This window comes from Methylobacillus draconifructus, assembly GCF_045984385.1.
GTDB lineage: Bacteria > Pseudomonadota > Gammaproteobacteria > Burkholderiales > Methylophilaceae > Methylobacillus > Methylobacillus flagellatus_A.
Genome location: NZ_JBJQIJ010000002.1, coordinates 84,901 through 102,941, shown reverse-complemented (window position 1 = coordinate 102,941; position 18,041 = coordinate 84,901). Strand labels below are relative to the sequence as shown.

At 59.9% G+C, this 18,041-nt stretch carries 9 protein-coding genes; all 9 read left to right on the top strand.

Annotated elements, in window-relative coordinates; all coding sequences use genetic code 11:
• The first annotated feature begins 4 nt into the window (after window positions 1-4).
• The 9 genes from ACKF11_RS04355 to ACKF11_RS04315 all read left to right on the top strand — a co-directional run bounded on the left by ACKF11_RS04355 (window position 5) and on the right by ACKF11_RS04315 (window position 17,989).
• Window positions 5-9,853, top strand: a complete 9,849-nt coding sequence (locus ACKF11_RS04355; protein WP_407996097.1) for a filamentous hemagglutinin family protein — start codon at window positions 5-7, stop codon at window positions 9,851-9,853.
• 205 nt (window positions 9,854-10,058) lie between these two features.
• Window positions 10,059-11,732, top strand: a complete 1,674-nt coding sequence (locus ACKF11_RS04350) for a DUF2341 domain-containing protein (protein WP_407996096.1) — start codon at window positions 10,059-10,061, stop codon at window positions 11,730-11,732.
• Window positions 11,733-11,734: 2 nt separating this feature from the next.
• Window positions 11,735-12,142 carry an ExbD/TolR family protein gene (locus ACKF11_RS04345; RefSeq protein ID WP_287110113.1) on the top strand — a complete coding sequence of 136 codons (408 nt, stop codon included), beginning with the start codon at window positions 11,735-11,737 and terminating at the stop codon, window positions 12,140-12,142.
• A 3-nt stretch (window positions 12,143-12,145) separates the two neighbouring features.
• Window positions 12,146-12,550: an ExbD/TolR family protein gene (locus ACKF11_RS04340; protein WP_287110114.1), complete on the top strand. Its 405-nt coding sequence runs from the start codon at window positions 12,146-12,148 to the stop codon at window positions 12,548-12,550.
• Window positions 12,550-13,242, top strand: a complete 693-nt coding sequence (locus ACKF11_RS04335; protein WP_287110115.1) for an energy transducer TonB — start codon at window positions 12,550-12,552, stop codon at window positions 13,240-13,242. Before ACKF11_RS04340 ends, ACKF11_RS04335 begins: the two co-directional genes overlap by 1 nt.
• 114 nt (window positions 13,243-13,356) lie before the next feature.
• A complete protein-coding gene (locus ACKF11_RS04330) occupies window positions 13,357-15,006 on the top strand; it encodes a putative porin (RefSeq protein WP_407996095.1) in 1,650 nt (549 codons plus the stop codon).
• The gene (locus tag ACKF11_RS04325; protein ID WP_407996094.1) at window positions 15,006-15,671 is read left to right on the top strand and encodes a hypothetical protein; all 666 of its coding nucleotides are present in this window, start codon (window positions 15,006-15,008) and stop codon (window positions 15,669-15,671) included. The genes ACKF11_RS04330 and ACKF11_RS04325 overlap by 1 nt, the downstream gene beginning before the upstream one ends.
• A gap of 190 nt (window positions 15,672-15,861) precedes the next feature.
• The gene (locus tag ACKF11_RS04320) at window positions 15,862-17,346 is read left to right on the top strand and encodes a choice-of-anchor I family protein (RefSeq protein WP_407996093.1); all 1,485 of its coding nucleotides are present in this window, start codon (window positions 15,862-15,864) and stop codon (window positions 17,344-17,346) included.
• A gap of 145 nt (window positions 17,347-17,491) precedes the next feature.
• The gene (locus tag ACKF11_RS04315) at window positions 17,492-17,989 is read left to right on the top strand and encodes an FxDxF family PEP-CTERM protein (protein ID WP_407996092.1); all 498 of its coding nucleotides are present in this window, start codon (window positions 17,492-17,494) and stop codon (window positions 17,987-17,989) included.
• Window positions 17,990-18,041 lie beyond the last annotated feature (52 nt).

Below are 18,041 nucleotides of genomic sequence, written 5' to 3'. Positions count from 1 at the left end.
TGGCATGAATCGAGGATTATTCCGTCTGGTGTTCAACAAGCGTCTGGGGGCATATGTTCCGGCGCACGAGTTGGCGGTGACGGCCGCCAGCGCAGGCCAGGGACGGCGCGCCCGCAGGCGCGCGCTGGCCGCGGCGCTGTCTCTCGTTGCTTCAGGCAGCGCGCTGGCGGCAGATCTGGCACCTTTGCCCGTTTCCGGCCTCGTCATGGGCGGCGGCGCATGGAGCAATGCGCAGATTTCCGGCGCCACGCCCACGGTTACCACGATCCAGCAGCTGGCGCCGCAGGCCATCGCCAACTGGAGCCAGTTCAACCTGGCGAGCGGCCATACGCTCAACATCAACCAGGAGGCGACCTGGTCCATGCTGCACCGCATTCATGACAACAGCCCCAGCGTGATCGCCGGGACGATCAATGCGCCGGGCACCAATTATTTCGTCAATACCAATGGCATTATTTTTGCCCAGGGCGCGCAGGTGAACGTGGGCTCGCTGTGGGCCATGACCTCGGCCGATATGATGACCACGGACGCCTTGTTCACCAACGGGTTGCTTGCCAGCCTCAGCAATACGCCGGTATTCCGCAATACCGGGGGTTTCATCAAGGTGGAGAAGGGCGCCGCGCTCACAGCGGCCAGCGGCGGCCGTATTGCCCTGTTTGCCAAGGATGTGGAGAACAGCGGCATCATCAAGACGCCGGACGGGCAGACGATATTGGCCGCTGGCGAGCAGGTGTACCTGAAGTCCAGCACCGACCCCGCCGGGCTGCTGGTGGAAGTGAATGCGGGCGGGACGGCCGCCAACCTGGGCGAGATTATTGCCGACCGTGGCAATGTGACGCTGGTGGGGCTGGCCGTCAATCAGCAAGGGCGAATTTCCGCCAGCACGTCGGTGCGCGCCAATGGTTCCATCCATTTGCTGGCAAGGGATACCGTCAGCGCCGTTAATTCTTCAGGCGGTTATCAGTATGTGCCGCAACGCCATGGCACGGTGACCATAGGCAAGGACAGCGTCACCGAGGTGCGTGTCGAGACGGATGACAAGGAGGAGGTGCTGGCCAGCCAGACCCTGGCGCCATCGCGGATCAATGTCGAGGGCCGCACCATCAATATCGACGGCCTGCTGCGGGCCAAGAGCGGCGAGATCAATATTACGGCGAGCGTTGGCAATGGGGTCGGCCAGACTGCCGAGCAGGACCCTGTGCGGGTGTTCCTGGACGAGCACGCCACCCTGGATGTTTCCGGCGTGGATGCCCGGGCGGCCATGGAAAAGAACCAGCTTTCGGTGGAACTGTATTCCGACCAGTTGAAGGATACGCCGGTCCTGCGCGGCAGCGCGCTGTTCGGCGAAAGGGTTTATATCGACGCGCGCAAGGGCACGGATATGTTCGATATCTCTCCGTTGCTGGCCATGCGTACCCAGACGATTGCCGAAAAAATGAGCAAGGCCGGCACGGTGAATATCGTTTCCGCTGGCGATGTCGTGACCAAGGCCGGGTCGGTGATCGATGTTTCCGGCGGCGTGATCGATTACGACGCCGGGTTTATCCGCGAGAGCCGGTTGTTGTACCAGGGCCGCGCCGTCGCCATCTCGGATGCGAACAGCTACACCGATTACGAGGGGCTGACCGATGTCTACAAGAAAATGGATCCCAAATGGGGCTGGACCGATAGAAAAGAGCTGAACCCGAATGGCAAGGGCACCTGGCAGGCAGCCTATCGCGAAGGCCAGGATGCCGGCACCATCAACATCAGCACTACGCGCCCGGCCTTGCTGAATGGCGACATGCAGGCCAGCACGCGCACCGACGTGACGCAGCGCGGCAATTTTCCTGAGGGTGGTAATTTCAACCTGACCACAAGCGCAGGGGTGACGCGCATACAGGAAGCCTCTGCAGTGGTCCCCGCCGATTTTACTGTCAACGACGCCAATACCAGCACTGAAACCATACTCGGCACCGCGCTGCTGAGCCATGGGTTCAACCATATCGGCGTGGATAGCGGCGGGGCGATCGTGGTGGATGCCGATATCGTGACCGACCCCAATGGATCGGTGAATCTCCAGGGCGGCGGCGTTGATATCCGTCACGATATCGTTACGCCGGGCGGCGATATTACCGTGGCGACCAAGGTTGCCAACCAGTCGGTCACCGTCAGGGACGGCGTGCGCCTGATCACGGCAGGAAATTGGAACAACGATAACCCGCAGTTGGCCGGGGCCATGCAGACGCCGGTCGCGTTGGACGGCGGCAGCATCAGCCTGACCGCGAGCCAGGATGTGGTGCTCGGGCAAGGCACGCTGCTTGACGCCAGCGCGGGCGCGTGGCTGAGCAGCACCGGCACGCTGAGGACAGGCGACGGCGGCGATATCAGCCTGCAAGGGCGGTCGGTGGAGATCGGCGGGCAGCTGCAATCCTATGGCTTCAGCCAGGGCGGCGCGTTCTCTGTCTCGACATCGCAGGATGTGCAGATCGGCGGGCAGCCAGCCGGGCCTGCTGATTTCTGGCTGAAGGAAGGCTTTTTCGAGCAAGGCGGGTTTTCCTCCTATATCGTCCGTAATACGGCCAATGGCGGCGAATTCGTGGTCGGCGACGCTTCGGGCGGGGAAACGCTGATCCATCCCAAGATGCAGACCCTGCTGCTGAAAGCGGGCTACAGCACTGCGGCCAGCGGCGCAAGCATGAGCCAGGTGGCCGCGCCGGTATTGCTGCCAGAGGGGCAGCGCGCGCCAGCCTCGTTGAGCTTTTCGGCTTACGGCGGCCAGACGTCACTGGCCGACCTGACCATCTTGCCCAATACGGTGATCCGCACCGACGCGCCCAATCTTGCGGCGCAGGTAGGCGCCATCAGCCTTGAGGCGAGCCGCCAGCTCACCATGCTGGGCAGCCTGTTTTCGCCATCCGGCGCTATCAGCCTGCTGCTGCGCGGCGATGCGGACCAGTTGCCCTATGACAACCAGCAGAGCATCTGGATAGGCGGCGATTCGATCATCAGCGCTGCCGGCAGCTATGTCACGCCGGCTGGTTCCGCACGAACGTTGAGCAGCGCCAAGGTGATGGACGGCGGCAGTATCGCGATCAATGCCGGAAGAGGCTTCGTGGTCGCCGAGGAAGGCAGCCTGCTCGATGTTTCAGGCGCCTCGGGCAAAGTGGATGTGGATACCGGCAGAGGCGTACAGCGCCAGACCTTGCATGGGGCGGCGGGCAGCATCGACATCACGGCGCGGGAAGGCATGATTCTGGATGGCGACTTCCGCGGCGGCGCGAGCGGCAGCGGCGAGGGCGGCACATTGAACATTGCGCTGAGGGGAGATTTGAATGGGGCTACCCAAGTGCCCCCCACGCCGTCCGTCCAGCGCGTACTGACGGTGACCAGCAGCAAACAGGCGCAGGGCGATGGCCTGAATCCGCGCGACAGCCTGGCGGCTTTTGAAGGCAAGGCGCAGATTTCCACGGAGCAGATCAATGCCGGGGAGTTCGACCATGTCAGCCTGGAAAGCACGACGGAAGGCCGTGCGGCCAATGCCGCCCAGCGCGACCGCATCGTGCTGGAGGATGGCGTCCGGCTGAGCGCGCCGGAGACATTGGCCTTGACTTCGGCCTCGTTTGAAGTGGCGGATAACGGGGTTGCCGAGGTGCAGTCGTCCCATGTCACCCTGGCAGCCCCGCAGGTCAGCAATACGGTGCAGGCCGGCAGCGGCGCCTTCAGGGTGACGGCCGATTTCATCGACCTGAATGGCACTGTCAACCTGTCTGGCATCAATCAGGCCGAACTGAACAGCCGCCTGGATATCCGCATGCGCGGCCTGACCTTTGACAATGCGGGATCATTGCGCACCAACGGCAACCTGCTCATGACAGCGCGCCAGATTTATCCTGTGAGCAACAGCAGCTTCAATATCGAAGCGCTGGGCGCGGACAGCAATATTACCATCCGCTCCAGCGGCGAGGCCTATCGGCCGGTGTTCAGCGCGGGCGGCAAGCTCGGCTTCAAGGCGGATACCATCAACCAGGAAGGCGTGCTGCTGGCGCCCCTGGGCCAGATATCCCTGGATGCCGAAAGCGATCTGGTGCTGGGTGGAAACAGCCGGACGTCGGTTTCGGCCGAGGGCTTGAGCATTCCTTATGGTACGACCATAGAGGGCGGGACGTCATGGGTGTTGCCCAATGGTTTTGGCAATACCCCGGCGGAAAAACGCATTTCCTATACCGCGAAGGATGTCGATCTGCGGGAAGGGGCCGTGATCGATATTTCGGGAGGCGGCGACACTTTTGCGTATGAATGGATCGACGGCATAGGCGGCTCCACCGATGTGCTGTCGCAGCCGGGCTATTACGCCATCGCGCCCGGCATGAAAAACGAATATGCGCCTTTCGATTATGACTATGTCAAGGACAATGCGCCGCAGATCGGCGATGCGGTGTATCTCTCCGGCATTCCGGGGCTGGAGCCGGGGTATTACACATTGCTTCCGGCGCATTACGCCCTGCTTGAGGGGGCGTATCTGCTGCAGGCCGGCCCGGGGCAGAATCTCCGCCAAGGAACCAATACCATGCTGCATGACGGCTCCTACCTGGTTTCCGGCTACCAGACCAATATCAACAGGAGCAGCCGCAATGCCGCCTGGGAAACCTTCCGCGTGACCAATGGCAACGTATTCCGCACGCCTGCCGGATCCGTGACGCGCGCGCCTGCCGAATACATGATCAGCGGCGGCAACACCTTCTTTGCCGCACAAGCGGAAGCGGCCGGGCTGACTCCTCCGCGGCTGGCCGGGGATGCCGGGCAACTGGTGCTGTCGGCGACCGATACCCTCCTGCTCAACGCCACCTTGAATACCAGCAGGGCCGCAAACGCCCGTGGTGCGATGGTGGATATCGTTTCCAGCAAGATCAGCGTCGTTTCCGAACTCGGGGCCGACGACGGCACCCTGCAGCTCAAGGCGGGCTCGCTCAATGACATGAATGCGGAAAGCATTCTGCTGGGCGGCCAGCGCAGCCAGGGGGATGAGGCGACGGAAATCACCACCATATCGAGTGAAGTCCGGTTCGCCAATGACGCCAGCCATGCGGTCAAGGTGAACCAGCTGATTGCCACGGCCTCGGATACCTTGACTGTGCAAAGCGGCGCGGTGATCGAAACCACGGCTTCGCCTGACCGGGGCAGCGCCAGTTTGAGGGTCAATGGCGACGGCGCCTTGCTGGCGGTATCCGGCGACAGCGATCTGGCGTTCGACCGCGCCGGGACATCCGGCAGCCCCACGCGCGGCGTGCTGGATATCCAGGCTGGCAGCCAGATCAAGGCCGCGCGCTCCCTGGTGCTGGATGCGACGCGGCAATCCACCCTGGACGGCACGGTCAACGTCGATGACGGCGGCTCCGTCACACTCGGCGCGCAGAGCATCGCGCTGGGCAACCCTGCGGCTTCCGTGGCAGGCATGCAGGTGGATAACGCCTTGCTGGCAAGCCTGGGCAACCTCGGGCAGGTGACCTTGAACAGCCATGGCAACCTCGACCTGTATGGCGAGGTGGATTTCGGCAGCAGGAACCTGGATGTCACCCTCAATGCCGCTGGCATTGTCGGGCATGAGACGAGCGCGGATGGCGCTGCCAGCCTGCAGGCCGACCACCTGGTGCTCAGGAACTCGGCGGGCGCGGCGTTGACGCCGGCGGCTTCCGGCAGCGGCAAGCTGCTGATAGAGGCCAACAGCATTCGCGTCGAAGGCAGGAATGACGCCGCCAGCGGCAATGCCGCGAATGCGGGCAACTTTGCCGTCAGCGGATATGACAATGTGGATATCGCCAGCGCGCGGGACGTGACGTTCAGCGGCAGCGGCAGCCTCAACCTCGACGCGGCGCAAGCCCATATCAGCAGCGCATTGGTCACGGCGGATACCGGCGCCGAATACAGCCTGAACGCGGCAGGCAACCTCATCACCGCGGCCAATGGCGCCAGCCTGCAACAGTCCGCAGACGGGCTCGGCGGCAAGCTGAGCGTCGTGGCGCAGCAGATGACCCTGGGCGGCAATATCGAGCTGGCGTCTGGACAGTTCGCCGCGCGCGCGACGCAGGGCGATCTCAATGTCACTGCCGATATCGACACCTCGTCGCGCGCGGTGCGTTTTGACCGCTTTACGCGGTATACCCCGGGCGGCACCGTCATCCTGCAGTCCGAGCAGGGTGATCTCAATGTGGCGAGCGGCGCTTCGATCGACGTGAGCGGCGGCGAAGGCGGCAATGCGGGAACCGTGAAGGCGCTGGCGGCAGGGGCGGTCGATATCGCCGCAGGCGCACTGCGCGGGGAGGCCGCGGCGGGCAATACCGGCGGCAGTTTCGTGCTGGACAGCGGCAGCCTGGGCAATTTCTCCGTCCTCAACGAGGCATTGAACCAGGGCGGCTTCGACGCGTCGCGCGAGCTGCGCATCCGCAATGGCGATGTCACGATTTCGGGCAACGATGTCGTTAGGGCGGACCGTTTCGTACTGAGTGCGGATGGCGGCGGTATCGAAATAGCGGGAACCGTGGATGCCAGCGGCGGCAATGGCGGCGATATCAAGATATATTCGCGTGACGACTTGACGCTGCGGGCTGGCGGACAATTGCTCGCCAGGGGCGAGGCTGACGGCAAGGGCGGCGACATTGTGCTGGCCAGCGAGCGCGGTAGCGTGAAGGCTGAAGTGTTCGAGGCCGACGGCAACACCCGCCTGGCGGATGCCGCCTTGATCGACGTGGGCGGCGGCGAGCGCGGCCAGGTGAATATGCGCGCAGGGCGCGAGGGCGCGTCCGGCCTCAAGGTGGACGAGGCTGCGACGGCTGCCGTAGCCGGGGCCGGCAAGATATTGCTCGAATCGGTCAGTGTCATGGATATGGGCGGCGGCAGCACGCTGAACAATGCGACGTTGGCCGCCATCAAGGCGGATACCGACGCCTTCTATGCAGGAGCGGAAAGCGCGGCGGCGGCCTACAAGGCCAGCAGCGACGGCGTGAGCGCGATTGTGGCGCCGCATACGGAAGTGCGCGTCGATGGCAATACAACCTTGTCCAATGATTGGAATCTGAATACCCTGTCGCAGGGGCGCGATGGCGCGCTGACGATTCGCAGCGCAGGCAACCTGCAGTTGAACGGCAGTATCAGCGACGGCTTCAACGGTGTTGCGACGACTTCGGCATTGGCCGCTGGCGATTCGTGGTCGATCAATCTGATATCCGGCGCCGATATGGCTGCAGTCAATACCTTATCGACCATCAAGAATGATGCCTCTGGCAACCTGACGTTGGCGAATGCCAAGCTGGTGCGTACCGGGACCGGGGATATCAACATCGCCACCGGCGGCAACCTGACGCTGGGTAACGCGGCGTCTGTCATTTATACCGCAGGCAATGCCGCCGCGCCTCTGGATGGGTTTGTCGCGCCAACCACAGGCGAGGGTTTTGGCAATAATGGCGCGCAGTACCTGACCAATGGCGGCGACCTGAACATTGCTTCGCAAGGCGATATTACCGGGGCCTTGGTGAATGCGAGTGGTACGCAGCAGGTCGTGAACAATTGGCTGTTCCGCCAGGCTGGAGGTACAGGAAACAAGCATCCGACCTGGTGGTTGCGTACCGATTTGTTCCAGCAGGGTGTCGCGGCATTTGGCGGCGGCGACGTACAGATCAGCGCCGGCGGCAATATTACTAATTTCTCGGCGTCAGTCCCGACGACTGCCCGCTATGCGCCTGATGCGGCAGTGGTGGATGGTGGCGGCAATCTCAGCATATCATCGGGCGGCGATATCCTGAATGGCATGTATTTCGTCGGCAAGGGCGAGATGGAGGTGTACGCTGGCGGCGAGATCGGACGCACTTTCAATGCGCAGGGCAATGCCGTGACCTTGGGCACAACCCTGGCGTTGCAAGATGCGACAGCCAGTGTATCGGCTCTGGGCAATGTTTATATTGAATCCGTATTCAACCCCACGCTGTTTGCCCAGACAACGACCAATGCCCAGAGCGTCTTGAACGCGACTGGACGCAGCGCCTTTTTCAATACCTATTCCGATCAGGCGGCGATTGATGTGGCTTCACTGGGCGGCAACGTAACCTTCGGCGTTAAAGCGACCAGCGCTTCCAGTCTTACTGGCAAATTCACCGGCCTGGCGACGCCTGCCAACTCTGTTATGAGCCTGACCTACTATCCCGGGACAGTGAGCGCCACGTCTTTCGGCGGCGATATCGTGGTCGGCGACATGAAATTGATGCCCAATTCCGATGGGAATCTGAGCCTGCTCGCCGCGGGCAGCATCCTGGCTGACCAGGTTGTCGTGTCGGATGCCGATCCTGGCCTGATACCCAGTCCCAGGTCTCCGCTGCAGAATCCGCAAAATGTGCTGGAAGCGCGTATCGTGGACACCCATGCCGCCATCCCGCTCCATCTCAATAACGCGACGCCTATTGCGATCGTGGCGCGGGAGGGCTCGCTGACGAGCTGGACGGCCTCCGTGGTCAACCTCACGTTGCCCAAGCAGTCGGTCGTGGTCGCGGGGCAGGATATCCGTAACCTCAATGCCAACCTGCAGAACATGCGCGCTGGCGACCTGAGCGTCATCCGGGCAGGCCGCGACATCGACTATACCGGCACGGCGGGCGGCATCAATATCGGCGGGCCGGGCAACCTGCTGGTGGAAGCCGGCCGCAACCTTGACCTTGGTTCCAGCCAGGGTATCAACAGCCTGGCGAACACGGCCAACCAGTATCTGCCGGACCATGGCGGCTCGGTCACGGTGCTGGCCGGTGTGGGAGAAGGAGCGAACCTGGAGGATTACATCGACCGCTACATCCAGCCCGAGGGCAGCGGCCCCTCGGTACTGCAAGGCGATGCTTCCGGGCTGGCTGAGTACCGTGCCGACACCGCAAAGGCATTGACGGATTACATGCGCGGACTGACCGGCAACGAGACGCTTTCCGAAGCGGATGCCTTGACCGCTTACCTTGCGCTGGAGCAGGACCAGCAGGCGGTGTTCGTCTATCGGCATTTCTCGTCTGAATTGCTGGCGTCCGGCAAGGCATATGCGACGACGCAAAATCACGAGCGCGGCGATGCGGCGATTGCCACGCTTTGGCAGGCCGACAGCTATCAGGGGGATATGAGCCTGTTCAAGAGCCGTATCCGCACCGTACGCGACGGCAGCATAGACTTGCTGGCGCCGGGCGGCATGATCAATGTCGGCGTCCCAGGCGGGGATGGTTCCGGCGACATCGGGGTGGTGACCGAAAGCGGCGGCGATATCCGCGCCTTTGCGGAAACCGGCTTCCAGGTCAACCAGTCGCGTGTGATCACTCAGTACGGCAGCGATATCACCGTATGGGTGAATCATGGCGACATCGATGCGGGACGTGGTTCCAAGACGGCATTATCCATTCCCGAGATTGAAGTTAGCACGGACAGCTACGGCCGTACCACCCGCAGGGTCAAGGGCGCGGCCGCAGGCAGCGGCATCCAGGCGCAGACATATGACGCGGACGGCCCCGACGGCCCCATGCAGGCGCCCAGGCTCGGGACAGTCTCACTGATGGCGCCGCGCGGCGTGCTCAATGCCAGCGAGGCCGGTATTGTGGCAGGCGACTTCCTCGCGGTGGCGCCAGTGATGCTGGGAACCAACAATATCAGCGTCAGCGGCCAATCCACAGGATTGAGCATGGCCAGCACGGTGTCGCTGGCGAGTTCCGTGGTCGGCGCTTCTGGCGCGGCATCGTCGGCGACCAGCACGATGGCGGATTTTGGCAAATTGCCTGTGAGCCAGGATTTCAATCCAAGAAGCATGCTGCCGTCGTTCGTTTCGGTCGAAGTGCTGGGCCTGGGCAATATCGTCAAGTAAGGCGGGTTTGCGCATGGGTTGGGAATGTCACGGGATGCCGGGTCACGCCCGGCATGACAGGCGTGAGGCGCGCAGATGGCTGGCAAGGGGGACTAGTCAAGACTAGTCCCTTTTACATTTTTATGACTCGACAATTTCACATATGGGTCACTGATGTGTCACATGTGACATCTATATTACGCGCTTTGTCCTGGAGCGCGGTTCGATGTTGAGAAAGTGTGGTTTTCTGCTGTTGCTGTTCATGCTGCCTAGCCTGGCGCATGCAGTCTGGAACGAGGCATGGGACAGCCGCGCTAAGGTATCGGTGAATGCTGCTGGCATTCCGGCTGCGGAAACCAACGTGCCGGTGTTGTTGCGTTTGCATTCCGGCAATTTCGATTTCTCTTCCGCCAGCCTAGATGGCTCCGATCTGCGCGCCATTGCCTCGGACGACAAGACCGAACTCAAGTTCCACATCGAGAAGTTCGATTCAATTAATGAGCTTGCCGTGATCTGGGTATTGCTGCCCAAGGTTGATCCGGCAGACAAGAGTGCGCATTTCTGGCTTTACTCCGGCAATGAATCTGCAACGTCCGCTTCCGATAGCCAGGGCAGTTTTGAGGATGCCACGGCGGCAGTGTTCCACTTTGCCGAGCAGTCCTTGTTGCAAGACAGCAAGCGCGGCCTGGTGGCAAGTGGCAATGCCGTGGTGCAGAAGGCTGCGTTGATCGGCGAAGCGGCTGTGTTGACGGGTGAGCCACTGGCATTGGCGGCGGATTCGACCCTTGCGCTCAGCGATGCGCGTGGTTTCAGTTTCAGCGCCTGGGTGAAGCCTGTGACGCTGGATGGCAGCAATGCTGTGCTCTATCAGCAAGGCAATGTGGCGCTGGAAATTGCAGGCGGCAGACTGCAGTTCCGCAGTGCCGATGCAAGCATTGCAGGCGGTGAGGTCAAGGCAGGCAGTTGGCAGCATGTGGCGGTGACGGCAGGTGCTGGCAAGGCGGCTATTTACCTGGATGGCGTGGAAGTTGCGAGCGGTGATGTTGCCCTGGCTGATGTGCAGGATACGGTGCAAGTAGGTGCCGGCTATCAGGGCGAGCTGGATGAAGTCGTGCTTGCGAGTGCAGCGCGTAGCGCTGCCTGGGTCAAGATGGCAGCTGCTAGTCAAAGCATGGATGGGCAGTTGATCAAGGTGCATGCTGCCGATGAGGGTGGCGGGGAAGAGGGCAGCAGTTCGCACTTCATGGTGTTGTTCCACAGCCTGACCGTGGACGCATGGGTGGTCATCATTATCCTGACCGTCATGTTTGCCATCAGCGTTGCCGTGATGGCGGCCAAGGCAAGGCAGGTCGCCCGCAACGACAAGGCCAACCGCGAGTTCCTGCAACGTTTCAACGATGCCAGCAATGCGCAGTTGTTGCAGCTCGACCAAGGTGCCAATACAAGCGACTCCACATTGGCCAGGCTGTATATGGCCGGCTTGCGTGAAATACGCAAGCGCTACGCAGAGGATGGCTCGCTGGCGCTCAGCGGCGCTTCCATGGATGCGATCAAGGCGGCGATCGATGCCGATTTGATCCGTGAGAACAAAAAGCTCAATGCCAATATCGTGCTGCTCACGATCGCGATTTCCGGCGGCCCCTTCCTCGGCCTGCTGGGGACCGTGATCGGCGTCATGATCACCTTTGCCGAAATTGCGGCTGCGGGCGACGTGAACGTCAACGCGATTGCGCCTGGTATTGCCGCCGCCCTGATGGCGACGGTGGCGGGCCTTGCCGTCGCGATTCCCGCCTTGTTCGGCTACAACTACCTCTCCAGCCGCATCAAGAACATCAACACCGACATGCAGATATTCGTCGATGAGTACGTCACCCGCGTCGCCGAACTCTACGGGAAGTAGGCATGGCGGACATCAAGGAAGACAACCAACCGTATGACGAGATCAACATCACGCCGATGCTCGACCTCGCCTATGTGCTGCTGGTGATCTTCATCATCATGACCACGGCATCGGTACAGGGCGTCAAGGTGGACATCCCACTCACGAGCGAGACCGGCAACCTTGCCAAGCCGGATATCCGCGGTATCACCATTACCAGTGAGGGTGATGTTTACCTGGATGCTTATCCGGTCGATTTGGCATCGTTGGAGCAGCGACTCGGCGAATACAAGGCCAACAATCCCGACTTGCCCGTGGTGCTGAAGGGCGATGCCGCCGCGCACTATGAAAAAGTGTCTGCCGTGCTGGAAATATGCAAGAAGCTGGGCATTACCGAGGTGGGCCTGGTAACGAAGAAAGCAGGAGGATAAGCCATGCAAGTGCAAGACGACAGCAAGCCTTATGACTCCATCAATATCACGCCGATGCTCGACCTCGCCTATGTGCTGCTGGTGATTTTCATCCTCATGACCACGGCGTCGGTGCAGGGCCTCACCATGAATTTGCCCAAGCCTTCGAACAAACCGAGCACGGAGCAGCACGAGGTCAAGATCGTGCAGGTGCAAGAGGGCGGCGCCATGCTCATGAATGGCATGGGCATCAGTATTGCCGAGTTGGAAAGCCAGCTCAAAGCGGCCAAGGCGCGCGACCCGAAATTCTCCGTGATGATCAAGGGCGATGCGCGTGCGCCTTACGCCGGGATCATTGCCGTGGTGGATCTGGTGACCCGGCTGGAGATTGAAAACGTCGGCTTGGTGACTTCAAGGATAGGCACCTGATGGCGGTAGAGCAAATGCAGCAAGAACAAACTGTTCCGGCGTGGAAACGGTTTGGTGGCGCCGGGTTGGTGATCATGCTGTTGGCAGTGCTTGGTTATGGCATCTACAGCCTGATCTCAAGCAAGCCCGGCCCGAAAAAGCCGCCGGTGACGACGATCAAGATCATGCCGGATACGCCACCGCCTCCGCCGCCACCTCCCAAGGAGCCACCGAAAGAGCAGCCCAAGGAAGAACCGAAGGAAATCAAGGTGGAGCAGCCCAAGCCGGTGGAAGCGCCGCCCGAGCCGCAGAACCTCAAGATGGAAGGCGATGCGGGAGATGCGCCCAGCGCGTTCGGCGCAGGCAAGGTCACCAACGAATATAGCGGCGGCGACGTGGGCGTGAAAATCGGTGGCAACAAGAGCCTGGCGGCCTATGCCTGGTACACCGGCAAGATCAAGGCCAGCATCGAGGCGGCGATCGCGGAGCAAAAGGAGTTGGCGAAGGAGCAGTACAAGATCGTGGTCGAGTTATGGCTGGCCAAGGATGGGCAGGTGGAAAGAATCGAGCTGGTGAACGGCAGCGGAGACCAGAAGAAGGACGAATTGCTGCGGCAGGCGTTGCGCTCGGTAAAACGCATTCCCGAACCGCCGCCGGAAGATATGCCGCAGCCTGTGAAATTGCGGATCACCGCCAAGAGCATGGGCGGCTGAGCGTCCTGAATGCGGCGAAAGGTGTTGTTGGCGGCGATTGGCCGGTTTGGATATGCATGGGCCTGATAGACAGGCCGGATGAAGACTAGAGAACGGATGATGAATAAACCAGGAATGATGAAACCCGCGATACTGGCGCTGGCGATGGCAGGCGTGTTCGCATCGTCTGCCGGGGCGGGCGAGCGCGAGTCGCTGGAGCAGTTGCGCAGTACCACGGTCGGCTTGATCGAGGCGTTGGTGCAGGAAGGCATACTCTCCAAGGAAAAGGCGGATGCTTTGATCAGGAAGGCGGAAGAAGCCAGGCAGGCGCCCGTTTCGACTGCCGGAGCCGAGGAAACGCAGGCCGCCCCAGTCGCGGCGCAAGGCGGCAGCAATGTCGTCCGCGTCCAGTACGTGCCGGAATTCGTCAAGCAGCAATTGCGGGCCGACATCGAGAAAGATGTGATGGCCAAGCTCAACTACCATGTGGAAGAAGAACGGCTGAAATTGCCAGGCTGGTTGGACCGCCTATCGTTCGAAGGTGATGTGCGCCTGCGCTACGAGCCTGCCAGGTTCTCTGACGGCAATGCGCAGGAGTTCTGGTTTGCCGGCGATGTGTCCCGTCAGGCGCTGATACCCAATACTACTGAAGACCAGAACCGCTACCGGGTCAGGGCGCGGTTCGGCGTCAATGCCAGGATCAGCGATTCCATCACGGCAGGCATCCGCATGACGACTGGACATATGGATAATCCGCTTTCGCCGAATCAGTCCATAGAAATCAGGCAGGCCAAGCTGGATTGGGGGCTGGATCGGGTCTTCGTGACGGCAAAGCCTTACGAGTGGCTCACGGTAAGCGCAGGGCGTTTTGCCAACCCTTTCTTCTCCACGGATATGGTGTGGGATCGCTCGCTGGCGTTCGACGGCGTGGCGGCGACCTTCATGCCGAAGTTCGGGGATAGCGTGAGAGGCTTCGGCACCATAGGCGCCTTCCCGATCGACCAGGTGCAGAAAGGCGATGTCAACAAGGCCAAGGATAAATGGATCGCGGGCGCCCAGGCCGGTATCGAATGGATCAGCCCCAACAAGTCGTCTGCCAAGATCGGGCTGGCGTTTTATGATTTCAAGAATGTGCATGGCATCCCGAATAACCAGGACGGTTTTGACCGGCGTTATGACGGAACGGTGATGCCTTACCGGCAGAGGGGCAACAATACGTTTGAAATCTACAAGGGTGGCGCGGGGTCTTATGATGGCGCAGGTAATTTGACATTATTCAATACCTGCGGCGAAGTGTCGCCATCCACTGGTCTATATACCGATGCAGGTTGCGGCCTGGCCTCCAAGTTCCGTGTGGTCAACCTGACGGCCCAGCTCGATCTGGCAACCTTCGATCCCGTCCATATCATCCTGCAGGGCGATTACGCCGTGAATATTGGTTTCGACCAGCGCGAAATCCTGCGTCGCACCCATGTGCTGTATGAAAAGGAAAACCAGGCTTACCAGCTCAAGCTGACCGTTGGCATGCCTGAAATGCAGAAACGCCACGATTGGCAGGTGTTCGGGGCCTACAAGAAGCTGGAGGCCGATTCCGTGATGGATGCCTTCACCGATTCCGACTTCCACCTCGGGGGAACCAATGCCAAGGGCTTCATTCTCGGCGGGCTGTACGGCCTGGACAAAAATACCTGGCTGACAGCGCGTTGGCTGAGCACGCAGGAAGTGAGCGGGGTATTGCCGTTGCGGATCGACCTGTTCCAGCTTGACCTCACTGCCAGGTTCTGATGATGAAGCCAGCGAGAATATTGGCAGTATGGCTGATCGCGGCAATCCTGGCGGCAGCCGCGCCGCTGGCATGGCCAGCGGCTGACAAGGACAAAGCCGCCAAGCAGCAAGAGCGCCGCATGCGCCAGATGATGCAACAGGTGCAGGCCGAAAAAGAGCAATTGCAGAGCCAGTTCGAGCAGGAAAAGGCCAAGCTCAAACAGGAGGCGGAGGCTGAACAGGCCAAGAGCAATGAGTTGAAAAGCAGCGTTGCCAGCGTCAGCCGCCGCAACGCCGTCTTGAATGCCGAGATCGAGGCGTTGCACAAGGAAAAGGCGAATACCCAGGCGAGCAACCAGGCCTTGCAGGCCAAGCTCGAGGAAGTTCAGCAGCAGCTTGCCAATGCGCAGGATGCCATACGCAAGGGAGAGGCCGAGCGCGGCAATATGCAGGCCGTGATCGTGAAAAAGCAGCAGCAGTTGAATGCCAGCAGGGAGAAGAACGACAGGCTCTATGACTTCGGCCTGCAGTTGATCAAGATTTATGAAAAGCCCAGCCTGTACCAGAAAGTCATGCGCGACGAGCCCTTTACCCAGCTAAAGCGCGTCGAGCTGGAGAATATCCTGCAGGACTACAAGGACAAGATAGACGAAGCCCGGCTGGGCGCAGGCGATATCGCCCCCTAGTTTTGCAATGTGGTCGAGGTAAGCGCAAGCGTATTGTCCCGGCCTGAAGCCGGGATTTTTTTTGTCATTCACCTTTTGTCTAATTGGACTATGGAATCACATAGAACTGTCATATTGAGTTCCTAGAATAGTTGGCAGTAGAAACTGCTTTAAGCAGTGTGTTATTCAAGCCAATGACAGGAAATCAAAAATGAAAAAAAGCATGATATCTGCCGCCATTGCGCTGGCATTGTTGCCAGTTGCCGTCAACGCAGCCAGTCCATTGAATGCGCTGGAAAAGCTCTGGACCTACGACCATGCAAGCACCGGCGTCGCTGGTCAATCTTCCGAAATCGTTGCTTTCGACTCACTGACCAACTCGCTGTGGGTTGCTGGCGTCTCAGGCGTGGATGTGCTCGATGCGGGCAGCGGCAGCCTGATCCAGCACATCAACACCAGCATATACGGCAGTATCAATAGTGTGGCGATTCACAACGGCATTGCCGCTTTCGCCATTGAAAGCACGACTGACCGCACCCAGCCTGGCGTCGTCAAGCTGTTCGATACCGCGACGCGCGCATTGAGCGGCGGCGTGAACTCCATTGCAGTCGGCGCTTTGCCCGATATGCTGACATTCAGCCCGGACGGCAACCGGCTCCTGGTTGCCAACGAAGGTACTCCCACCGACTATGCAGGCTATGACCCCGTCGGCAGCGTCAGCATCATTGATATGGGGTCACGTACGGTCGCGGCAACCGTCAACTTCAACAATGCGCCGGTATCGGGCAGCGACTTGCGTCCCCAATCCATTGCCGGCATGGATTATGAGCCGGAGTATATTGCGGTGAGCCGCGATGGCACCAAGGCATATGTTTCCCTGCAGGAGGCCAATGGCTTGGGCGTGATCAACCTCAATACCAATCAGGCCGAGCAGGTCATTGGCCTGGGTGCCAAGGATTTCAGTGCGCCTGGCAACTATATCGATCCATCCGACCGCGATGGGCGTATCGAGCTGCGTCCCGTCAATACGCGTGGCCTATATCAGCCTGATGGCATTGCAGCTTACGAGGCCAATGGGCAGATTTTCATCGTGTTGGCCAACGAGGGAGATACCCGTGAAGACGAGGTGGACAAACAGCGCCTGGGAGGAAATGGCGATGCCAACCGCCTGAATATTGCCGTTCCAGATACGACATCGGATGATGTCGTCACATTCGGTGCGCGTTCCTTTTCCATTCGCGACCAGTACGGCAACCTGGTTTTCGATAGCGGCAACCAACTGGATGCCAAGGCAATCGAGCTGGGCATTTACGATGATGGCCGCAGCGATGACAAAGGTGTCGAGCCTGAAGGCGTCGAACTGCTTGAAATCAACGGCCGCACCATTGCGTTCATCGGGCTGGAGCGTACGCTCCAATCAGCCGTTGCGGTATATGACATCACCGACCCCCTCAACGTCAGCTATATCGACATGATCGTCACCGATGGCGATGTGGCGCCTGAAGGCATGAAGGGTTACTTCCACGATGGCCAATACTACCTTTCAATTGCAAATGAAGGGACTGCGACCACGTCGCTTTATCGCTTGGCGATAGCAGCCGTCCCGGAGCCGTCAACATATGCCATGTTACTGGCCGGCTTCATCTTGATGGGCTTTGTCAGCTATCGCCGCCGCCGGGAAAAATTCAAGCTGTAATGATAATCAGTATGGATTAGTCCTAACGGACTAATCCAAAAGCACTGAAACCCAGTGCTTGCCAGCATGGGCTCATTTATAATGAACCTAGTTCCAAAGTAATAAATAGCGGTTGTCTTTCATTTCCATTTTTAGGGGATTTTCCATGAAGTTCATCAAGACTTTCCTGGCTTCCGTAGCGCTCATAGCTATGGCTTCCAGTGCAAATGCAGCATCGTACGATTGGGGCGTGTTGAGCATAGACGACGCCGACGCTTATCAGGTGTATACCGTTGCCGCGGGCAACTTCACCGACACCATTACTTTCACAATCAGCGAAGATGTCGTGGCTGACTTCGGCGCTGGCGTATTGAACGTCGTCGTCGGCAAGAAGCAGTTCGAATTCATCGACAACTTGGCAGTCTCTCTTCTCGATATTGAAAATAATGTGATTGATTCCGGCCTCAACTTCACAGTTCCATCGCTTGCTGCAGGCACGTATGTATTGAAAATCACTGGCTTAGCATCCGGTATTAATGAAAATGCAGGCCGATATGGCGTAGGCGTTTCCATCGCTGCTGTGCCAGAGCCAAGCAGCGTCGCTATGTTGCTGGTCGGTTTTGCTGCTCTTGGCGCTGTAGCACGCCGTCGCAAGAGCCTGTAATTCATCATTCGATGAATGCTGAAAACGGCACCGTAAGGTGCCGTTTTTATTT

Bases quoted from the DNA above. Each gene is read 5' to 3' on its own strand.
- ACKF11_RS04355 (WP_407996097.1), top strand. From the start codon at position 5: ATGAATCGAGGATTATTCCGTCTGGTGTTCAACAAGCGTCTGGGGGCA.
- ACKF11_RS04350 (WP_407996096.1), top strand. From the start codon at position 10,059: ATGTTGAGAAAGTGTGGTTTTCTGCTGTTGCTGTTCATGCTGCCTAGC.
- ACKF11_RS04345 (WP_287110113.1), top strand. From the start codon at position 11,735: ATGGCGGACATCAAGGAAGACAACCAACCGTATGACGAGATCAACATC.
- ACKF11_RS04340 (WP_287110114.1), top strand. From the start codon at position 12,146: ATGCAAGTGCAAGACGACAGCAAGCCTTATGACTCCATCAATATCACG.
- ACKF11_RS04335 (WP_287110115.1), top strand. From the start codon at position 12,550: ATGGCGGTAGAGCAAATGCAGCAAGAACAAACTGTTCCGGCGTGGAAA.
- ACKF11_RS04330 (WP_407996095.1), top strand. From the start codon at position 13,357: ATGATGAAACCCGCGATACTGGCGCTGGCGATGGCAGGCGTGTTCGCA.
- ACKF11_RS04325 (WP_407996094.1), top strand. From the start codon at position 15,006: ATGATGAAGCCAGCGAGAATATTGGCAGTATGGCTGATCGCGGCAATC.
- ACKF11_RS04320 (WP_407996093.1), top strand. From the start codon at position 15,862: ATGAAAAAAAGCATGATATCTGCCGCCATTGCGCTGGCATTGTTGCCA.
- ACKF11_RS04315 (WP_407996092.1), top strand. From the start codon at position 17,492: ATGAAGTTCATCAAGACTTTCCTGGCTTCCGTAGCGCTCATAGCTATG.